The sequence below is a fragment of the Micromonospora sp. NBC_00330 genome (assembly GCF_036136635.1).
GTDB classification, from domain to species: Bacteria; Actinomycetota; Actinomycetes; order Mycobacteriales; family Micromonosporaceae; genus Micromonospora; species Micromonospora salmantinae.
In genome coordinates, this window is the sequence record NZ_CP108012.1 from 881,739 (window position 1) to 899,008 (window position 17,270).

General features: G+C 71.3%; 7 protein-coding genes, 1 tRNA gene and 2 pseudogenes. 3 read left to right on the forward strand and 7 right to left on the reverse strand.

Going from position 1 to position 17,270, the window contains the following annotated elements; translation table 11 throughout:
- Positions 1-111 precede the first annotated feature (111 nt).
- The 6 genes and pseudogenes from OG598_RS04050 to OG598_RS33515 form a co-directional block, all read right to left on the reverse strand.
- A complete protein-coding gene (locus OG598_RS04050; protein ID WP_328653066.1) occupies positions 112-2,469 on the reverse strand; it encodes a transglutaminaseTgpA domain-containing protein in 2,358 nt (785 codons plus the stop codon).
- Complete coding sequence (locus OG598_RS04055) at positions 2,463-3,662, reverse strand: DUF58 domain-containing protein (protein ID WP_328653067.1); 1,200 nt, start codon at positions 3,660-3,662, stop codon at positions 2,463-2,465. Before OG598_RS04055 ends, OG598_RS04050 begins: the two co-directional genes overlap by 7 nt.
- 14 nt (positions 3,663-3,676) lie before the next feature.
- The gene (locus tag OG598_RS04060) at positions 3,677-4,672 is read right to left on the reverse strand and encodes an AAA family ATPase (protein WP_328653068.1); all 996 of its coding nucleotides are present in this window, start codon (positions 4,670-4,672) and stop codon (positions 3,677-3,679) included.
- Positions 4,673-4,700: 28 nt separating this feature from the next.
- Positions 4,701-7,325, reverse strand: a complete 2,625-nt coding sequence (locus OG598_RS04065) for a fibronectin type III domain-containing protein (protein ID WP_328653069.1) — start codon at positions 7,323-7,325, stop codon at positions 4,701-4,703.
- Between the two features lie 194 nt (positions 7,326-7,519).
- Positions 7,520-8,035, reverse strand: a pseudogene (locus OG598_RS33510) (fibronectin type III domain-containing protein); the annotation flags it as partial.
- A gap of 2,085 nt (positions 8,036-10,120) precedes the next feature.
- A pseudogene (locus OG598_RS33515) lies at positions 10,121-10,294 on the reverse strand (hypothetical protein); the annotation flags it as partial.
- 232 nt (positions 10,295-10,526) lie between these two features.
- Between OG598_RS33515 and OG598_RS04075 the strand changes: the two are divergent.
- A tRNA-Leu gene (locus OG598_RS04075) sits at positions 10,527-10,610 on the forward strand.
- Here OG598_RS04075 and OG598_RS04080 read toward each other — a convergent pair.
- Positions 10,592-11,539: a recombinase family protein gene (locus OG598_RS04080; RefSeq protein WP_328653071.1), complete on the reverse strand. Its 948-nt coding sequence runs from the start codon at positions 11,537-11,539 to the stop codon at positions 10,592-10,594. The genes OG598_RS04075 and OG598_RS04080 overlap by 19 nt on opposite strands.
- 886 nt (positions 11,540-12,425) lie before the next feature.
- Between OG598_RS04080 and OG598_RS04085 the strand changes: the two genes are divergently transcribed.
- Together OG598_RS04085 and OG598_RS04090 are read left to right on the forward strand one after the other, a co-directional pair.
- A complete protein-coding gene (locus tag OG598_RS04085) occupies positions 12,426-13,496 on the forward strand; it encodes a hypothetical protein (RefSeq protein ID WP_328653072.1) in 1,071 nt (356 codons plus the stop codon).
- Between the two features lie 203 nt (positions 13,497-13,699).
- Positions 13,700-17,269: an nSTAND1 domain-containing NTPase gene (locus OG598_RS04090; RefSeq protein ID WP_328653073.1), complete on the forward strand. Its 3,570-nt coding sequence runs from the start codon at positions 13,700-13,702 to the stop codon at positions 17,267-17,269.
- Position 17,270 lies beyond the last annotated feature (1 nt).

Sequence of the window (17,270 nt, forward strand, 5' to 3'; positions counted from 1 at the left end):
GGGCCAGCCGCCGCCGACCCTGCCGCCCGTGACCCTGCCGCCGCCGACCCTGCCGTCGTGATCAAGAAGTTTGCGTCAGAAGTGGACCCGCAGGCGACGCAAAGCCCTTGATCAGCGCGGGGGGCGGCGGGCGCGGCGCAGGGGAGTGGGGTGCACGGACCAGAGCAGGCGGCGCCACCAGGGGCGGGCCGAGCGCAGGGTGGTCACGTAGGCGGTGGCCACCTCGGCGGCGCGAGCCGCCTGGTCGGGCGTCGCGGCGCCGGGGGCGAAGCCCACCTGATTGAGCAGGGCCGCCAACTCGTCGACCGCCGGGCCGGACGCGTCCGCCGCCGCCGTGCCGCCGGTGGGCGCGACGGCGTCCGGGACGGCGGTCGTGTCGTCGCCGGTCGTGCCCGCCCGAGCGTCGGCGAGGGTCCGGCGGGCGTGCCCGGCGATCTCGGTGGCGGCCAGGTCGTCTCCGACCGGTCTCCCGGCCAGCCGGAGCGCGTCGGTGACCTCCCGCCAGGCGCCGGCGATGCGCTGGCCGGGGTCGCCGCGCACGAGCCGGCTGCGGGTGAGGGAGCGGCGCATCGCCAGCAGGGTGAGCAGGAGCGCCCCCACCACCAGCAGCAGGCCGCCGCTGCCCCCGGCGACCAGCACCGGTGTGGAGACCCCGTCCGAGCCGGGCGGGGCGTCGACGGCGGTCGCCGGTTCCGGCGAGGCGCTCGGCTCCGCGGTCGGTGCCGGCGCCTCCGACGGCGGCGGGTCCTCCGGCGTCGGGCGGAAATCCTCCTCCACCGGTCTCGGCTCGTCGTTGGGGCGAGGCAGCGGGTCGAACGCCACCCATCCCAGCCCGTCGAAGAGCACCTCCGGCCAGGCGTACGCGTCACCGGCCAGCACCGGCCCCTGCCCGCTGGTCCGGAAGCCCACCACCACTCGCGTGGGCAGCCCGGAGAGCCGACCGAGGACCGCGAAGGCCGCCGCGAACTGCTCCGAGGTGCCCTCCTGCCCGCCGCCGTTGCGGGGCCCGAACAGGAAGAAACCCAGATTCGGGTACGCGTGCCCGCTCGGGGCGTCCGCCACCACCCGGTAGTGCTCGGCCAGGAACTGCTCGATCGCCGACGCCCGTGCGAACGGCGCGCCGTTCTCCTCGGCGAGTTGGGTGGCCAGCCGGCGCATCGGGTCGGGCACCCCGTCCGCTACCCGCAGCACCCGGGCCACCTCGTCGCCGGCGGGCACGTTCGCGCTGGCCAACAGGTTCGAGTCGGGGCGTTCCTCGGCGGAGGTCACCGAGTACCGCAGCCCCGGCGTCAGCCCTTCCGGCCGGATCAGCGTCCCGCTCGCCGGGTCGTACGCCACGCGCGCCCCACTGACCTCCCGGGGCGTCGCCACGGCGGGCAGCAGCCGGCCGCTCAACTCGGCCACGCTGATCTGCTGCCGGACCGTCTGCACCGTGCTGTCCCGGGCCGCGGTGGCGGCCGGCAGGATCCGCCCGGCGTTGCGGTACGTCGCGCCGACACGCCAGGTCACCCCGTCGTAGTCGCTGAGCACCGCCAACCGGATCCGCACACTGCGCGCGGTGTCCGCCGCCGGGTCAGCCTCGGGCGGTACGGCGGCGGGCGGTGCGTCGAGGCGTTGCGTGCTCACGTCGAGGAGCTTCTGCTCCGGGTGCAGCGCCCAGCCGGAGATCCGGATCAACGGGTTCTCGTCGAGCGTCTGCACCTGCGGCGGCTCCACGTACCGGCGTGGGTCCACCGGCCGGCCGTCGACCTGTTCCGCGACGACCGGGCCGAGCAACGCGACGAGGCCGACCACCACTGCCACCCCGAGCGCCGCGCTGGTGGCCAGCCGCAGTCGCACCGCCGCGCGTGCCCGGGGGGTCAGCTCGGCGGTCGGGTCGCCGCCGCCGGGCGCGGTCCGGGTGGGGGTGGCCAGGCCGAGGGCCGCGACCGCGACGAACGCCACTGTCGACCCCACTGCCGGTTCGGCGTTCGGGCCGACCACGTAGAGGGCGGCGGCGTAGAGCCCCGCCGCCGGCAGGTAACCCAGCAGCACCCGGCCGGTGCGCAGCGCCACCTCCGCGCCGGTCAGCCCGGCCAGCCAGGCCGCGACGACCGGCACCAGCACCGTGTCCGGGGTGGGTTCCACCGGGATCATCGCGGTGAGCAGCCGGGGGATGCCGTTGCGGGCGGCGTCCGCGGTGACCTCCAGCAGATCGCCCGGCAACTCGGCGCGGGTGGCGGCCAGCCGCAGCGACCACAGTGTCCAGCCGGCCATCGCGGCCACCGACACCGGCGCCACCAGCCAGGACGGCAGCCGCCGGGCGGCAACGCTGACCAGGACCGAACCCGCCGCCGCGCCGACGACCAGCCAGGTGAGCAGGCCACCGGCGTACACCCGGCCGAGCACCACACCGGCGAGCGCCGTCAGCCCGATCAGCGCCAGCGGCACTACCGCCGCTCGCAGCACCCGCACGGTGACCGTCACCACCGGCGGACCCCGTCCCACTCGGCGGCGAACTGCGCGCCGTCGGCCGCGTCGACGATCACCAGGCCGGCGGTGCCCGGCGGCGTCGGCTCGGCCGCGCCGAACACCCCGACCATCACCGACGGGTACGCCCCGCGCAGCGCTCCGACGTGCCCCAACTCTTCCCGGCCACCCGGCCCGGTCAGGAAGATCAACGTGTCGCCGAGCCGGTCCTGCCGCAGCCGGGTGGTGGCCGCCCGCACCGCGTCACCGTCGTCGGACAGGTCGACGGCGGCGAGCCGGTCCAGCGGCCCGAGAGGGCCGTCGGCCTCGCCGTCGGGCGTCGTGACCTTCGCCGGCTGCGCCGGCTTAGTCGGCTCCGCCGGTTCCGCGGCGGCCACCAGCAACAGCACCGGCAGGTCGGCGCGGTGGGCGGCGGTGACGACCGACGCCGCCGCCTCACAGGCCGACTCGAACGACTCCGCCACCCCGCCGACCCGCTCCGGGTGCGCGGCGGCACGGTTGTCCAGCAGGACGACCAGGCGCGGCAGGCTGGTGTCCACGTTCTCCCGCACCATCAGCTCACCCACCCGGGCGCTGGTGCGCCAGTGCACCCGGCGCAGCTCGTCGCCGACCACGTACTCCCGCAGCGAGTCGAACGTGATCGACCCGTGTGGGACCCCGTCCACCCGGCCGTCGAGGCTGCGCCCCGCGCCTCTGGGCACCGCCGTCAGCGGATGGATGCGGGGGTGCACCCAGACCGGCACCGCCGCACCGTACGGGCGGGCCAGCGCCACCAACCCCAGCGGGTCGCGTCGGGTCACCCGCAGCGGACCGACCGGCACCACCCCACGACGGTCGGTCGGCACGTCGTAGCGGACCTCGGTGTCCCGGCCGGGTCGCAGGCGCAGCACCGGCACCGGCACGGTCCGCTGCCCGCACCGGTCCTCGGCCAGCAGGTTCGCCGAACGCAGCCGCCCGGTGTTGCGCACCGTCAACGTCATGCTCGCCGGCTCGCCGCGCGCCACCCGGTCCGGGTCCGCGCGGCGGGTCACCGTCAGCCGGGGCCGCCAGGCCGCGACCAGCGCGGCGTAGCCGACGGCCGCGCCGGCCGCCGCGCCGAGCAACGTCAACTCGGGGTACGCGAACCGGAAACCCACCCCCAGCAGCACCACGGCGGCGACGAGCAGCCCGACCCCACGGGCGGTGATCCCCATCGCGCTGCTGCCGGTCAGCCCTGCACCGGAGCGGGTTGCCCCGACGGCAGCGGCACCGGCACCGAGGCGACGGCCTGGCGCAGCACCTCCGCGGGGGTCATCCCGCGCACCTGGGCGTCCGGGGTGAGCAGCAGCCGGTGCGCGAACACCGCCTCGACGAGCGCCTTCAGATCCTCCGGCATGATCCAGCCCCGCCCGTCGATCAGCGCGTACGAGCACGCCGCGCGGGTCAACGCGATCACGCCCCGGGGGCTGACCCCGACGCGCACCTGCGGGTGGGTGCGGGTGGCCGCGGCCAACCGGACCGCGTACGCGTAGAGCGGCTCGGCGATGTGCACCCGGCGGGCCATCCGGACCATCTCGCCGACCGTGGCGGTGTCGGTGACCGGGGCGAGCGCCTCGGGGGACCGCACTGTCGCGCCGCGCAGCACCTCGACCTCGACTGCCTCGTCCGGGTACCCGACGGAGAGCTTCACCAGGAAGCGGTCCAACTGCGCCTCGGGCAGACGGTAGGTGCCGTCCATCTCCACCGGGTTCTGGGTGGCGACCACCAGGAACGGCGACGGCACCGGGTGCCGGACCCCGTCCACAGTGACAGTCCGTTCCTCCATCACCTCCAGCAGCGCCGACTGGGTCTTCGGCGACGCCCGGTTGATCTCGTCGGCGATGACGATGTTGGCGAAGACGGGCCCCGGATGAAACTCGAATTCCCGGGTCGCCTGGTTGAAGATCGTCACCCCGGACACGTCGGAGGGGAGCAGGTCGGGCGTGAACTGGATGCGCCGCCACTCACCCTTCACCGTGGCGGCGATGGCCCGCGCCAGGGTCGTCTTACCGACCCCGGGCACGTCCTCCAGCAGCACGTGACCCTGGGCGAAGAGCGCGGTCAGTGCCAGCCGCACCACCTGCGGCTTGCCGAGCACCACCGCGTTGACGTTCTCGGCCAGCCGGGCGGCCAGGGCGGCGAAGCCCTGCACCTCCGGCTGGGTGAGCGGCTCGTGGGTGTTCACGGTCGGTGGTGCTCCTCGCCTGGTGTCCTCAGCAGGTGGGCAGGACGTTGATGTTGTCGCCGCCCTCCAGGTTGAGCCAGGCCCAGGGGATGTAGTTCTTCCCCTCATAGTTGACCTGCACCCACCAGGTGCTGCGCTTCTCGTTGTTGTAGATGTAGGCGTAGACCTCTTCGCCCGACTTCTTGCAGTACGCCTGCAGCCGGTTGCCAGGCTTTGCCCAACCCACCTGCTTGTCGTTGTCCTGCCGGGCGACCGAGAAGATCTCGTTGCCGTTGCGGCCTTCCCTGTCCCGGTCACAGTAGGTCGACTCGGGCCCGGACGCGCCGTTGCGGCAGGTCGCGATCCCGTACTGCGCCTGGGTTGCCTGCGTCTTCTTCGCGGTGCCCTTGCCGGCGGCGTTGCTCGCCGTCACCGTGAACGTGTAGTTGGTGCCCGGCGTCAGACCCGTCATCGTGATGCTGGAGCACGCCCCAGCCTTCGCCGGCTCACCCGTCGTGGTCAGCGTGCAGGTGGCCTGACCACCACCGGCGTCCACTGTGAACGTGACAGTCGCCCCGGTGGCCGTCGACGACGAGCCGGTCACAGTGACCCGTGGCTCGGCCACCGTGCGGGCGGTGGCGGTGGCCTCCGGGCCCGGCCCCGCCTCGTTGACCGCCTTCACCTTCACCGTGACGTTCTGGCCGTTGCCCAGCCCGGTGACGGTCGTACGGGTGTCGGTCACCTCGCTGACCCGCCCACCGACGTCCACCAGGTACTTCGTGACCGGCCGACCGTTGGCCTCGGCCGGCGCCCACTGCACCGTCACCGCGCCCGGCTGGTTGGCGACAGTGCCGGCGCGCAGGTTGAGCGGCCGACCGGGCGCCGCGAAGGGCACCACGGTGTTGCTGACCGGGGACGCCGCCGACCCGGCGCCCTTGCTGTTGACCGCCACCACCGTGAACGCGTACTGGGTGCCGAACTCCAGCTCACCGGCGGGCACCACCAGCTCCGTCTTTGTCGACTCGCCGGCCGGCGCGTTCGTGCCCGCCGAGCTGGCCGTCACCGCGTACCTCGCGATGGTGTTGCCCTGCCCGTTCGCCGCCGGCCACTTCACGAGGACCGTGCCGTCCGGCCGTTCCTGCGCGGTGACGCTCGCCGGCGGGTCGGGCACCGCGGCGGTCGGGGTCACCGGGTTGCTGTTGCGCGGCGGGCCGTCGCCCTTGGCGTTGACGGCATGCACCGCGAACCGGTACGTCTCGCCGTTGGTCAGACCCTTGACCTCCACCGCACGCTGGTTCGCGCCCACCTCCAGGCGCTGCCCGGCGCCCTGCACCACGTACTTGATGATCTCGGCGCCGTTGGCGGCGGCCGGGCGCCAACTCACCCGCGCCTGGGCGTTACCGGCGGCGGCGGTGACGCTGCGCGGCGCGCTCGGCTTGCCCACCCGCGGCTTCTTCGGCGGAGGCGGCGGCGGGGGAACCGGCGGCGGGTCGCCGCCGAGCACGTCGTTGGCGTACTTGTTGACCTCGCGCACCTGGTGCTTGTCGTCCACCACCCGGGCGGTCGCCGAGTCGGGGGAGTTGATGAACAGGTGGTTCTCCCGGACCTCCAGCTCCAGCGGCCCGTTGGCGCGCCCGCGGATGGTCTCGACCAGTTGACCCGCCGCGTCGAAGGAGTAGATGGTGCCGGTGGCCTCGTCGGCGCAGTAGAACCGGTTCGCCCAGGCCACCGCCGGGCTGAGCCGGTCCCCCTCACCCGGCACGGTGAACCCGCTCTCCTGCCCACCGTCACCCACCAGCAGCACCCGCCGGTCGGCGGTCACCGTGACCGGCACCCGGGGGCCGCTGGTGCGCGCGGGCAGCGCCGCCGGGCCGGACAGGGTCAGCGCCGTCGGGTGCACCTCGCCGTGCTGCACCCGCACCAGTTTTCCGGCCGTCCGGTCGAGCACGGCCACCCCGTCGTCTAGGGTGGAGACGACCAGCTCGTGGCTGGCGTCGGCGACGTCGTACGACTCGACCCGCTGCGGGCTGAGCCCAGCGCCCGCGGGCGCGGCCGACGCCGGCGCGGACGGCAGCTTGGCGGCGGTGATCGCAGAGACGGTGCCCTGGCTGGGCACCGCGATCCAAAGTCGACCCTTGCCGTCGAAGGTGCCGCCGGTGATGCCCGGCGGATAGCGCACCGGTTCGCCGACCGGGGTCAGCGAACGCGGGTCGAGCTGCCGGACGATGCCCTGCACGGCGTCGACGACGAACGCCGCGTCCTCGTGCAGGGCGACACTGACGCCCAGGCCGGGGGTCGTCCGGGTGGTCGCGCTGAGCTGGAGGGTGGCCAGATCCAGGGAGCTGACCTGCCCGGTCTGCAGGTCCCGCAGGATCAGCAGCCGGTCGGTCTGGGTGATCTGCATCGGATGCTGCCGGGCCCCGGGGATCTCGGTGCGGGTGTCCACCCGGGCGGTGACCCCGTTGACCCGGGCCAGCTCGCTGCGCGCCGCGCTCCACAGCCAGGAACTCGCGTCGTAGTTGGCCACCGCGTTGTCCGCCGCGCCCAACCCGAGGACGGTCAACCCCATGGCCGCCAACAGCGCGGCCACCGTGCCGACGGTCACCAGCCCGCCGCGCAGCCGGGACCGGGAGCGGGGGGCCTCGGTCTGTACGGCGTCGTCGATGCTGGCCACAGCCGGCTGCCTCCCCTGAGTCGTGGCAGGTGGAGCGCCTTCCGGCGACCCCTCCCCTGAGCCGGGTGCCATCATATGGCGCTGGTGGTGGCGGGGGAACCCGCACCGTCACCCCTGTGGATACCGAGAGTGTGCGTTGTGGACGTCCAGCTCAGCCCGGTTCCCGCTCGACTCCGCGCGGTTCGGCTCGGCTCTCAGCGCGGCGACGCCCGGCCGGAGGGCTCCCCACTCGACGGGGTTTCGCGCTCCCGCGCGGTGCAAACCTGCCCGGAAGTCGCAAAGCTGTCAGTGGAGTAGACAGCCAACACGGTGAAACAATGATCCACTCGGGAGTTCAACCCGTTGACCGTGTAACTGGTCCGGCCCGGGTCCACGGTGGCGATCACGCCCAGAGCCTGCCCGGCCCTGCCCGCGGCAACCATGAACGGCACCGCGCCGCCGGTCGGGTCCGTCCAGGTCAACGTGATCGTGGCCGAATCGTCGCGCAACTTCAGGTCACCCGGCGGAAGCCCGGCAGCCGTCGGTGCCGCCACCGTCGGCGCGGTCACGGGCGGCGGCGGGTCGTCGCGGGTCAGCATCACCGCACCCAGGCCCGCCACCGCCACGACTGCCACCCCGGCCGCCACGACCGCGCCGATCAGCGCCGCCCGGTTGCGGCCCGTCGACCCACCGTCATCGGCGTACGCCGGCCGGTACGCGTCCGGCGCCGGGTGATACTGCTGACCCGGGTACGGCGCCTGGTGCTGGTCCTGGGTCGGGTACGACGCCTGGGCCGGCTGGTGGTGGTACTGCTGGGCCGGTGGCGGTGCGGCTGGCGGCGCCAGCGCCGGGTCGGCGCTGACGGACGGGGGCCAGGCCGGCTGCGCAGCGGGGTTCGGCTGCCCGGCAATGGGGCCTGCCTGAGCGATGTTCGGGTTCGCCTGGGCGGCCGCGAGGTGCGTTTGCGCGGCGGTGGGGCTTGCCTGCGCGGCGGTGGGGTTCGTCTGTGCGGCGGTGGGGTTCGCCAGCGCGGAGGCGGGCCAGCCCAGGCTGGGCTCGGCGGGACCGCCCTGCGCCGGTACGGACGGCAACACCACGGTCTGGTCGGACAGCGCGCCCGTCGCCCGTTGAGTCGGCACCACCGGGGCGTCGAGGATGCCCAGACCAGAGTCGCTGTCCGCGCCGGTACCACCCGCGTCCATCGTGGTCTGCCCAGCCGCCAGGGCCTGCCCGGCGGTGGTGGTCGGCTGCGTAGCCGTGGTGGTCGGCGTCGTGGTCTGGGTGGGGGAGTCGGCACCCGGAGGTGGCAGGGGCTGCGGTGGGGCGCTGCTGCTCCAGGGCGGTGCGGTCAACCCCCAGGGCGGTACGGGTGGCGCGCTCACCGGAGGCGCGGAGACGGGTGGTCCGTAGGGCGGCCCGGAGACAGGCGGCCCGAAACCGGGCGGCGCGGACACCGGGTAGGTGTGCCCGGGTGGTGCGGACACGGGTTGGCCGTAGCCGGGTGGCGCGGACACCGGGTAGGTGTGCCCGGGTGGTGCGGACACAGGTTGGCCGTAGCCGGGCGGTGCGGACACGGGGTAGCTGTGCCCGGGTGGGGCGGACACGGGTTGGGCGTAGCTGGGGGGTGCGGAGACCGGGTAGGTGTGCCCGGGTGGCGCGGAGATCGGAGGCGGGGTCACCGGCGGTGCGCTGATGGGCTGGGCCGGCGGCCCGCTTACCGGGTACGCGGGCCCCGGGTGGCCAACGGTCGGTGAGGGCCTGCCCGATGATGTCGCCTCGGTGCCGGACACATTGTGCGATTCGCTCGGCGCGGTTGGCCGGGCGGCGGCTCGGGCGGCCTCCTCGGCGAGCAGCGGCTCGATCTGCCGTACCTGGATCGTGGGGTTGTCCCAACGAGGTGCCGGCACTGCCGGTGTCGCCGGCGGGGCGGTCGACGCCGGGGCGGTTGGGGTCGACGGTGGCGGCGGCACGTCGACCACCGGCGGGGTGGCGTGGCCACCGACCCGCTGACGTGGTGCCACGGCCGGCCCGGACGGCGGTCGGTCTGGTGACCGCCGCCCGCTCGGCGTCGTCGGCGGGCCTTCAGCCCCCGGCCGGGGCATCGGACGCACCGCCGGCCGGGATGGTCCGGACGCTTGCTCGTCGAGGCGTTGACGGGGTGGCATCGCATTCGCCGGCGATGGCGCCTCGGCGCGCGGGCGGGGCGGCGTCGCAGGTCTAGGCGCGGCCGTCGGCGGGCCGGGCTGCGCCGGTGCGATCGAGGAAGCTGCCGACTGGACGGGCGTCGTCCGAGGGGCCGGGGCCGGTGCCGGCGCGTCGCGGGGCGACGTGGGTGTGACGGGTGCGCGTACCGCTGGAGGGGTTTGTTGGGGTGCGGCCGGCGGTTGCGGCGCCCACTGTGAGACGGCGGGCGGCGGACCACTGGCGGAGGGCCGCATCGCGGCGAGGGTCGCCAGCGACAGGGTCGGGCCGGCAAGCGCCGACCGGGCACCCGACTCGGTCACCGGGCCGACCAGGGCCGGGCCGGGCGATGGCGTTGGGTGCTGCCCGCCCGGCGATGACGGGGGTGGGCGGAGGTAGTCGCGGGCTGCGCGTACCGCCGGGTGGTTCTCCCCCAGCGCGGCGGGCCCGGCAGTGGCGACGCGGGTGTAGTTGCGGCGGGCCTCGTGCCGGTTGCCGAGTTCCTCCGCCACCTCGGCGAGTTCGAAGGCGAGGGCGAGCATCAGCGGGTCGGAGTGCTCCCAGCGCCGCTCGCCCGCCGCGAACGCCTCCTCCAACACCCGGCGGGCGGCGAGCGGGTCGTCCCCCTCCCGGTGCAGTCGTGCCAGCAGGTGCGCGGTGTGCAGCACCTCGGGATGGTCGTCACCGTACGGCGGGGGAGCGGATTCGACGGCCTCCGCGAGCAGTTGCCGGGCGGCGCTGAGGTCGCCCGTGGCGCGCAGGGCGAGGGCTCGGTGCTGGGCGGCTGCCAGGGGGGAGGGATGGGACACGTGGCAATGCTGCCGTCACAGGGCCGCCGGACGCTACCCGGACACACCCCGACGGTGTGTCGATGCGGGCGTTTTGAGGCGGCTTGAGCAGCGGCGGAAGCGCTAGGGGAGAGGCGCCGGAAGGCGATGTGCATGATCCACGAGCGGCGTGTACAGTAACTCCCCGTGCGGCCCGCTGTGCTGACCACCGGATGAAAGATCATCTGGTCGGCGAGGTAGGCTGAACGAGTAGGTCCGGGTGGCGGAATGGCAGACGCGCTAGCTTGAGGTGCTAGTACCCGTATAGGGTGTGGGGGTTCAAGTCCCCCCTCGGACACGAACCATTACCCCACGGTGCGCGCTGAGATCGATTGCAGCGCGCACCGTTTGCGTTTCGGGCTGGTAGTTCAGCCGGAGACCGAGTTGCCGGTAGACCTCGGCTTTGTCGGCGGGATCGGCGTCGCGGAGCACGGCGGTGATGTCGCCGAGCGCATCCACCAGGGTGGTGATTTCTGCTCGGCTCATCCTGCGCGCGGGGGTGCCCGTGTTCGCGGGGAGGTCTGCCTCCGCACGGGCGCGTTCGGCCTGGGTCTGCGCGATCCAGCCGGTGACCACCGCCGGGTCGGCTCCAGCGTCGAGGGCGGCCCGATAGCGCTCCAGCTTGGCGTCGCACTCGGTGATGATCGTCTGAGCTGCTGTGCCCGCTGTGGGCGAATGATCTAAGGGCTGGGCTTCGGTCATCGCGGTGATCGTTGTTTCGATGTGGTGGGGTGCGAAGGCGGAGGCCAGCCAGGTGTCGATCGGGTCGGTGAGGGCGTCCTCGCGCAGGTACACGTTGCTGGGATGCTCAACTTGGTTGGCGAGGGCGTACTCCTGCGGGAAGCGGCAGCGGTAGTAGGCGTCGCCGTGGTTGTACTGGCCCTGCATGCGTCGGTCGCAGGCGGCGCAGTAGATCATGCCCCGGAAGACGTACGGGTTGCGGGTGCGCTGCCGGACGTGTTGTCCGCCGGTTCCCCGTCCGCGTCGTTGCAGTATCGCTTGGGCCTGCTCGAAGGTCGCGTCGTCGATGAGTGGCTCATGGGTGATGTCCTTGGAAACCACCCACTTGTCGCGGGCGTTCCAGCGCATGACGCCGGTGTGGCCCATTGCCACGTCGTCGACGTCGAGTAGCACCTCGTCGGTGCGTTGCTTGTTCCACACCTGCCGCCCTGTGTAGCGGGGGTTGGTGAGGATGACGCGGACGGCGCTCTTGGACGGCAGAGTCATTCGCCTCCGTCCGGTGGCTGACCCGGCGGCGACATCCGTCGGTGGCAGGGCCTCGTGTTAGAGGCGCTCGCTGTGTTGGATGGGTGGGTTGCCATGGGGAGGTCCTCCGAAGTTGATTCGTGTGCCGGTTGCTCCGGCCGGCATGAAGAAGCGGCCGACACCGTCAGGCATCGGCCGCTTGTTGAGCAGGGACAGGCGTGACATCTATGCGTCGGCCATGCCCCTCAGGGCCTTCAGGCCGGCTAGCGCTGCTGGGCGGCGCGGCTTGGTTGTGGGTACTGCGTGGACTCGGACGCCTCCTGGAGACCACTCTGTTCACCGCGGAGTGCTCCGCGGTTCTGCGCTGCGGTCGACAAGGTTCTATGTCACCTGGCAGGGGAGTGTGCTCAGGTCAAGGCGGTAAGGAGCCGTTGGTTGGCGCGGTTCCCCGCCGACACGCTCACTCTGCAAGTGCTGGTCATGCCGCTACCCGGATAGGCGCGACGCGTCGTCGTGCTCGGGCAAGCGCAGGCGCCTGTAGCCGTCAGGATCGGGCTGGGCGAGTTCGATCAGGCTCCTACCGGGAGCGCGGCGGTAGCCAGCGGCAGCGTCAGGTCGATGGTCATCCGGGTCCACCCGGAGCGGGGTGAGGGAATGGACGACCGCGGCTAGATTGCCCAGACCTTGGTGCCGGTGGTGAGGACGGTCCGAAGGCCGGCACGCCCCGGGGGCGCCCGACCGGCCATGTTCTCGGCTGCGGTCCAGATGCCGTCGAAGGCGGTCGCGGTGGTGACGCGAAGGCGGCAAGACGTACACCAGGGATGAGGTTGGCCGCGTCGGCGACCCCGCGTCGCTGGCGGGCGCCGCCGGGAACCGCACCTGCGGCGTTGGCTGTCGGATTTGCCCATTGCTGCGGATGGCACAAATGGCACGGCTTTCCTGGATGGCACTGTGCCATCTGTGCCATTGTCAGTTCATGACTCCGATCCCGCTGTCCCAATGGGCCGACCAGAACGGCGTGCCGCGCCGTACCGCCTACAACTGGGCGAAGAACGGCAAGCTCAACGTGCCGATCCATCGCACTCTCACCGGCCGGCTGGTCGTGCTCGACGACGACGAGACACTCGGTGATGCCCATCCTTTCGTGGCCGCCTACGCCGAGGCGCTGAGCCTGCCCGTCGGCGTGCACTCCGGCGACCTGCACCACTCGCCGGTCCTCGAGGCTTGGGGTGCGGACCTGTACGACACGGTCGCAGACGATTTGCGTCCCGTGGTGCTGCAGCTGACCCTCGCGGCGGCGTGCGCCCGCCCAAAGCGGGACGCGTGGTGGCGATTGACTGACTGGCTTGGCCGCGTCGAGCTGGCCGACTGGTACACCTCGACCGGCTTCCCTGAAGTAGCCGCGCTCATCAGTGGGCGGCAGCCGATCACCGACCAGGACAGTTACCTCGACTGGTGGCCGTGTGGCGTCGGCTCGCACGAGTTCTGGCAGGACTTCGACGCCGCCGCGGCGCAGGCCGTCGCCGCCGCCGGGCTCGGCCCGTCCGAGCACAATGACGCGGTCTCGTGGCTCACCGAGTCGGCCCTGACGGACAACATCGCGATCGCCGGGCGCCGCGAGAGCCTACGCAACCGGCTCGACAAGCTGGCCGGAACCACCACCGACCACGAGCAGATTCCCACCATCCCTGACCGCAGCGACCTGTGGAGCCTGCGCGGTATGTACCCCGAGCCGGCCTGGGCCATCGCCCGTCCCCACGCCCGGCGCACCGCACAGAGCATCTGCGCCATCGTCGGCTGGGACCCCGAGAGCCCCGCACCGCCCGACGGACACCCGCTGCGCGAGATCGGCTACCGCGCCTGCCTGCACGCCGCCGAGACCGCTCTCGTCCCGTACGTGCACGACGCCCACCTACGCGAGATCGACGCCTTCCGTCGCGTTGCCCTCGGCAAGCCATGGCACCTCTTCACGACATGAGGAGGCTGCGACGGTGGGTGTCTCGGTCAGCCACAGGGAGAGCAGCACGTCGCAGTGCAATCCATCGGTTTCGCGGTGCCACTGATCGAGATCCGGGCTTAGCTACGTCAAGGGTGTGAGTCCAGTCCCGTCCATGGTTGGTGTCTCTGTCGGCTATCCGCCACGCGCTGGCGAGCAGTGCCTTCTCGTAGTGCGATGACCATGTGGGGCGGGCACTAAGGGAGTACCGTCGCGAGTCCGGTGCCCTGCTGGGCACGATTGCCGTCGGTCTGGCTATCAACATCGTCACGGCGCGAACGGACAGCTGGCGTGGGCCGTGGCGGTTTGTCCTTGACTACGCCTACCTGTGGCTCCCACTCTGCGTCGTCCTGTGGCTCAGCTGGCGTTTCTTCGTCCATCGCCGCACCGCGGTCACGTGGCGCGGCGCGGAAAGCCCATACCCTGGCCTCGCCCCGTTCACGGTGGAGCGTTCGAGTGTCTTTTATGGCCGCGACCGCGAAGCAAGGGACGTACTGAACCGACTAGAGCGCTCCGGGCCGGCGCCGGCAACCCGGATCGTTACCATCGTCGGCCCGTCGGGAGTGGGCAAGTCCTCGCTGATCCGCGCGGGTGTCCTCGCTCGACTACCACGGCGTTGGACCGTGGTGGGTCCGCTACGTCCGGCCGCCGACCCGTTTATGAGCCTCACAGCGGCTCTAGCGGATGGCCCAAAGGCTGTGCTGGAGACGGCGCGACTGCTGCGCGAAGAAGCCGTCTCCCCGGAAGCCCCACTCCAGGTTGTGCCAAGCTTCCTCGCCGCCGCACACGGCCCTGTACTGCTCGTTGTCGATCAAGCCGAAGACCTGTACACGATGACCGGCGAGCACGACCGGGCCCAATGGTGGAGCCTGCTGACCCGAACGCTGACCGTGCTGCCGGAACTGCGCCTGCTGATGGCGATCCGGCCCGAGTTCCGCCGCCGGCTCACCGATCAGCAGGCCGGCTTCATCACCCGACCTGTGGCCATCGGTCTGCTGGATCCGGCCCGCATCCGACAGGCCATCGTGGGGCCTGCCCGGGCTGCCGGACTCACGTTCGAGGACGACCTCATCGACCGCATGACCGCCGACGCCACGGTCGGTGATGCGCTTCCCCTGCTCAGCCACCTGCTGCAACGTCTGCACCTGCAGTCCGATCGCCAACACATCACGGTGGCCCAGTACGAACAGGCGGGGGAGGTGGGTGGTGCCATCGCAGCTCACGCCGAGCAGATTTACGACAACCTCACCCAGCGGTACCCCCAGCACGCCGTCGACTCTGCTCTGCTGCGCGGCATCGCTATGGAAGGTAAGGAAACCGTACGAAGGACGATCCGACGATCTGACCTCGACACCACCGCAGCTCGCATTCTTGAGGAGTTCAGGGCAGCCCGTCTGATCACCGATGTCGAGGACGGCACCTGCCTTGAATTGACCCACGACGCCCTGTTCCGCCAGTGGCGACGACTCGCCTCACTGATCAGCGCCAACGAGGAGCGACTGCACCGCATCACCAGGCTCGAGCACCGCGCGGCAGCATGGCAAGCGGACCCACACACAGACGACCTCTTGCGCGGCCGAACGCTCGCCGATGCCCTCGCGCTCGCAGCCGAGGCACCCCTCTCCACTGCAGCCCGACGCCTGCTCGACTCCTCCCAAGAGTTCGATCACCAGGACCGCATCCGACAGTCCGAGCGGATCGCCGAGTTGGCACAACAGGTGCGCCGGCAGGACCCTGAACTGGCCGTGGCACTGGCCCACACCGCGCTACACGAGTTGCCACCCACCCCGGCAGCGACGATGACGCGCTGGGCCCTGACTGCCACCTCGCGAACACGGCACCTCACCGTCGGGCACACCACCGGCATCACCTCCGCAGTCTGGTTGCCCGACCGCCAGGGCCTGCGCACCGCCGACAAGATGGGGCGCGTCTGCACCTGGGACGACGCCGGTCGCCTTGCCGAGGTTGCCTTTGCCGCTGAACCGGGAGGGAGGGGGCAAACCATTTTGAGTGCCAGCGGGGCCCTCGCCCTCACCGAGCACGATCGAGGCGCCATGCTGTGGCGCGTCGCAGACGGCCGCAACCTGGGCACCCGGAGGGGGAGTCCTCCAGCATCGTTTGACTCATTCTCGTGGCACGGCGATGTCTGCTTTGCAGGACAGTTCGATTACCGAACCGTCGACGTCTACCGCTTGAACGATGACGTCCCGCAGTTTGTCACCAGCATCGCGGCCACACACGTTCGCGCCACAGCATGGTCTCCCCAGGGTGACCGGCTGGCCATCGCATCCAACGACCTGCTGCTCGTCGTCAGCATCGGCGAGCACACGCCCGAGGTCCTGCGACAACAGGTAGCGTGGGCGCGCCCGGTGTTGTGCTGGGCACCTGACGGAATCCGGCTCGCCGTCTCAGCCGATCCGGCATTCACAATGCGTCGCACCGACTTCCTCGCCCCGAAGGCCCGCACGCTGTGGATCTACGACACCGACACCGGCCAAGCCGCCGAAAGCGCACCACCCGGCATGACCGAAACCATGGCATGGTCACCCGTCGAGGACGTCATTGCTTGCTCCGTGCGTCGAACACGCCACCGTGACCGCGTGGCGCTGATCGACGTCGGCACCGGCCGCACAGTTGAGCGGCGGGCACGTCCCCACCAAATCAGCGTGATCGCATGGTCCTCCGATGGCAAACGAATAGGCTTAGGAACCTCACTTCACGACGTCGAGATTTGGGACGTTACCGGCCGAAGCTTCCGTCGCCTGCCTACCGGAAGCCTGCAGAGAATCTCCTGGTCTCCAGACCTCAGACAAGCCGCTGTAAAAAGGATCGGGAGGACGCCGGAGATCATCGAAGCGGACAAGATGGCACCGCCGCTGCGACTCGGAGACGACGATTGCCTGTCAATTGCGTTCTCACCACTAGGCGACCTGGTCGCAACCGCCAGACAGGAACAGGTCACCCTGTGGGACGCGCGATCCGGTAGGCTCCGGGTGCAGTGGGGCGCTCACCCGCGACGAATCCCGAAACGCAAACCGACATCGACGCCGCTTCCATGGGTTTACGGACTCGCCTGGTCCGGCGACGGCTCACGGCTGGCTGTCCATACACATTGCTTCTTCGATAGAACCGCACCCACCCTCTCGGTCTGGAACGTGGCCAAACCGCAGCGCCTAGCAGTTCTCGATGGAGGCGAAGACAGCACCGGGACGATTGCCTGGTCCCCGGACTCAAGCCTCATAGCTGCAGTCGCCCGCGAACACAACGTGAGCATATGGCGAGGAGACGACTACACCCTCGTCCGCCAATGGCGAACCGAAGGGCCCGACGAGATAGCAGCTCTGGCCTGGTCGGATGACTCCACAAGACTCGCCGCCGCCGTCGGCAACCACGTCGAGATCTGGGCCGTAGCGCAGAAGCAAGTCACCTCACGCTGTCTTGGCCACACGGGCAACGTCAAACACCTCACCTGGGGAACCGACGGGCACCGCCTCGCGACCATCAGCGATGACCGCATGCTCTACATCTGGCGCGCTCAAGAGGGACGGCCTCTCGGCGTACTTGACCTACCTCGCGGAGTAGTGCGCAGTCTGTCGTGGCAAGACGCCCTCATCGTCACGTACGACGACGGCACGATCATGAGCTGGGACGTCTGCAATAGCCCCGCGCAGGTTTCGGCTGAAGGCAGTGAGCCTCGTGCACTGAGCGCTGAAGAACGCGAACGATACGGCTTGCCGCCTACGCTGACCAGCTGAA

Excerpts from the sequence above, each read along its gene's own strand:
- OG598_RS04080 (WP_328653071.1), bottom strand. The coding sequence starts at position 11,539 with ATGACTCTGCCGTCCAAGAGCGCCGTCCGCGTCATCCTCACCAACCCC.
- OG598_RS04055 (WP_328653067.1), bottom strand. The coding sequence starts at position 3,662 with ATGGGGATCACCGCCCGTGGGGTCGGGCTGCTCGTCGCCGCCGTGGTG.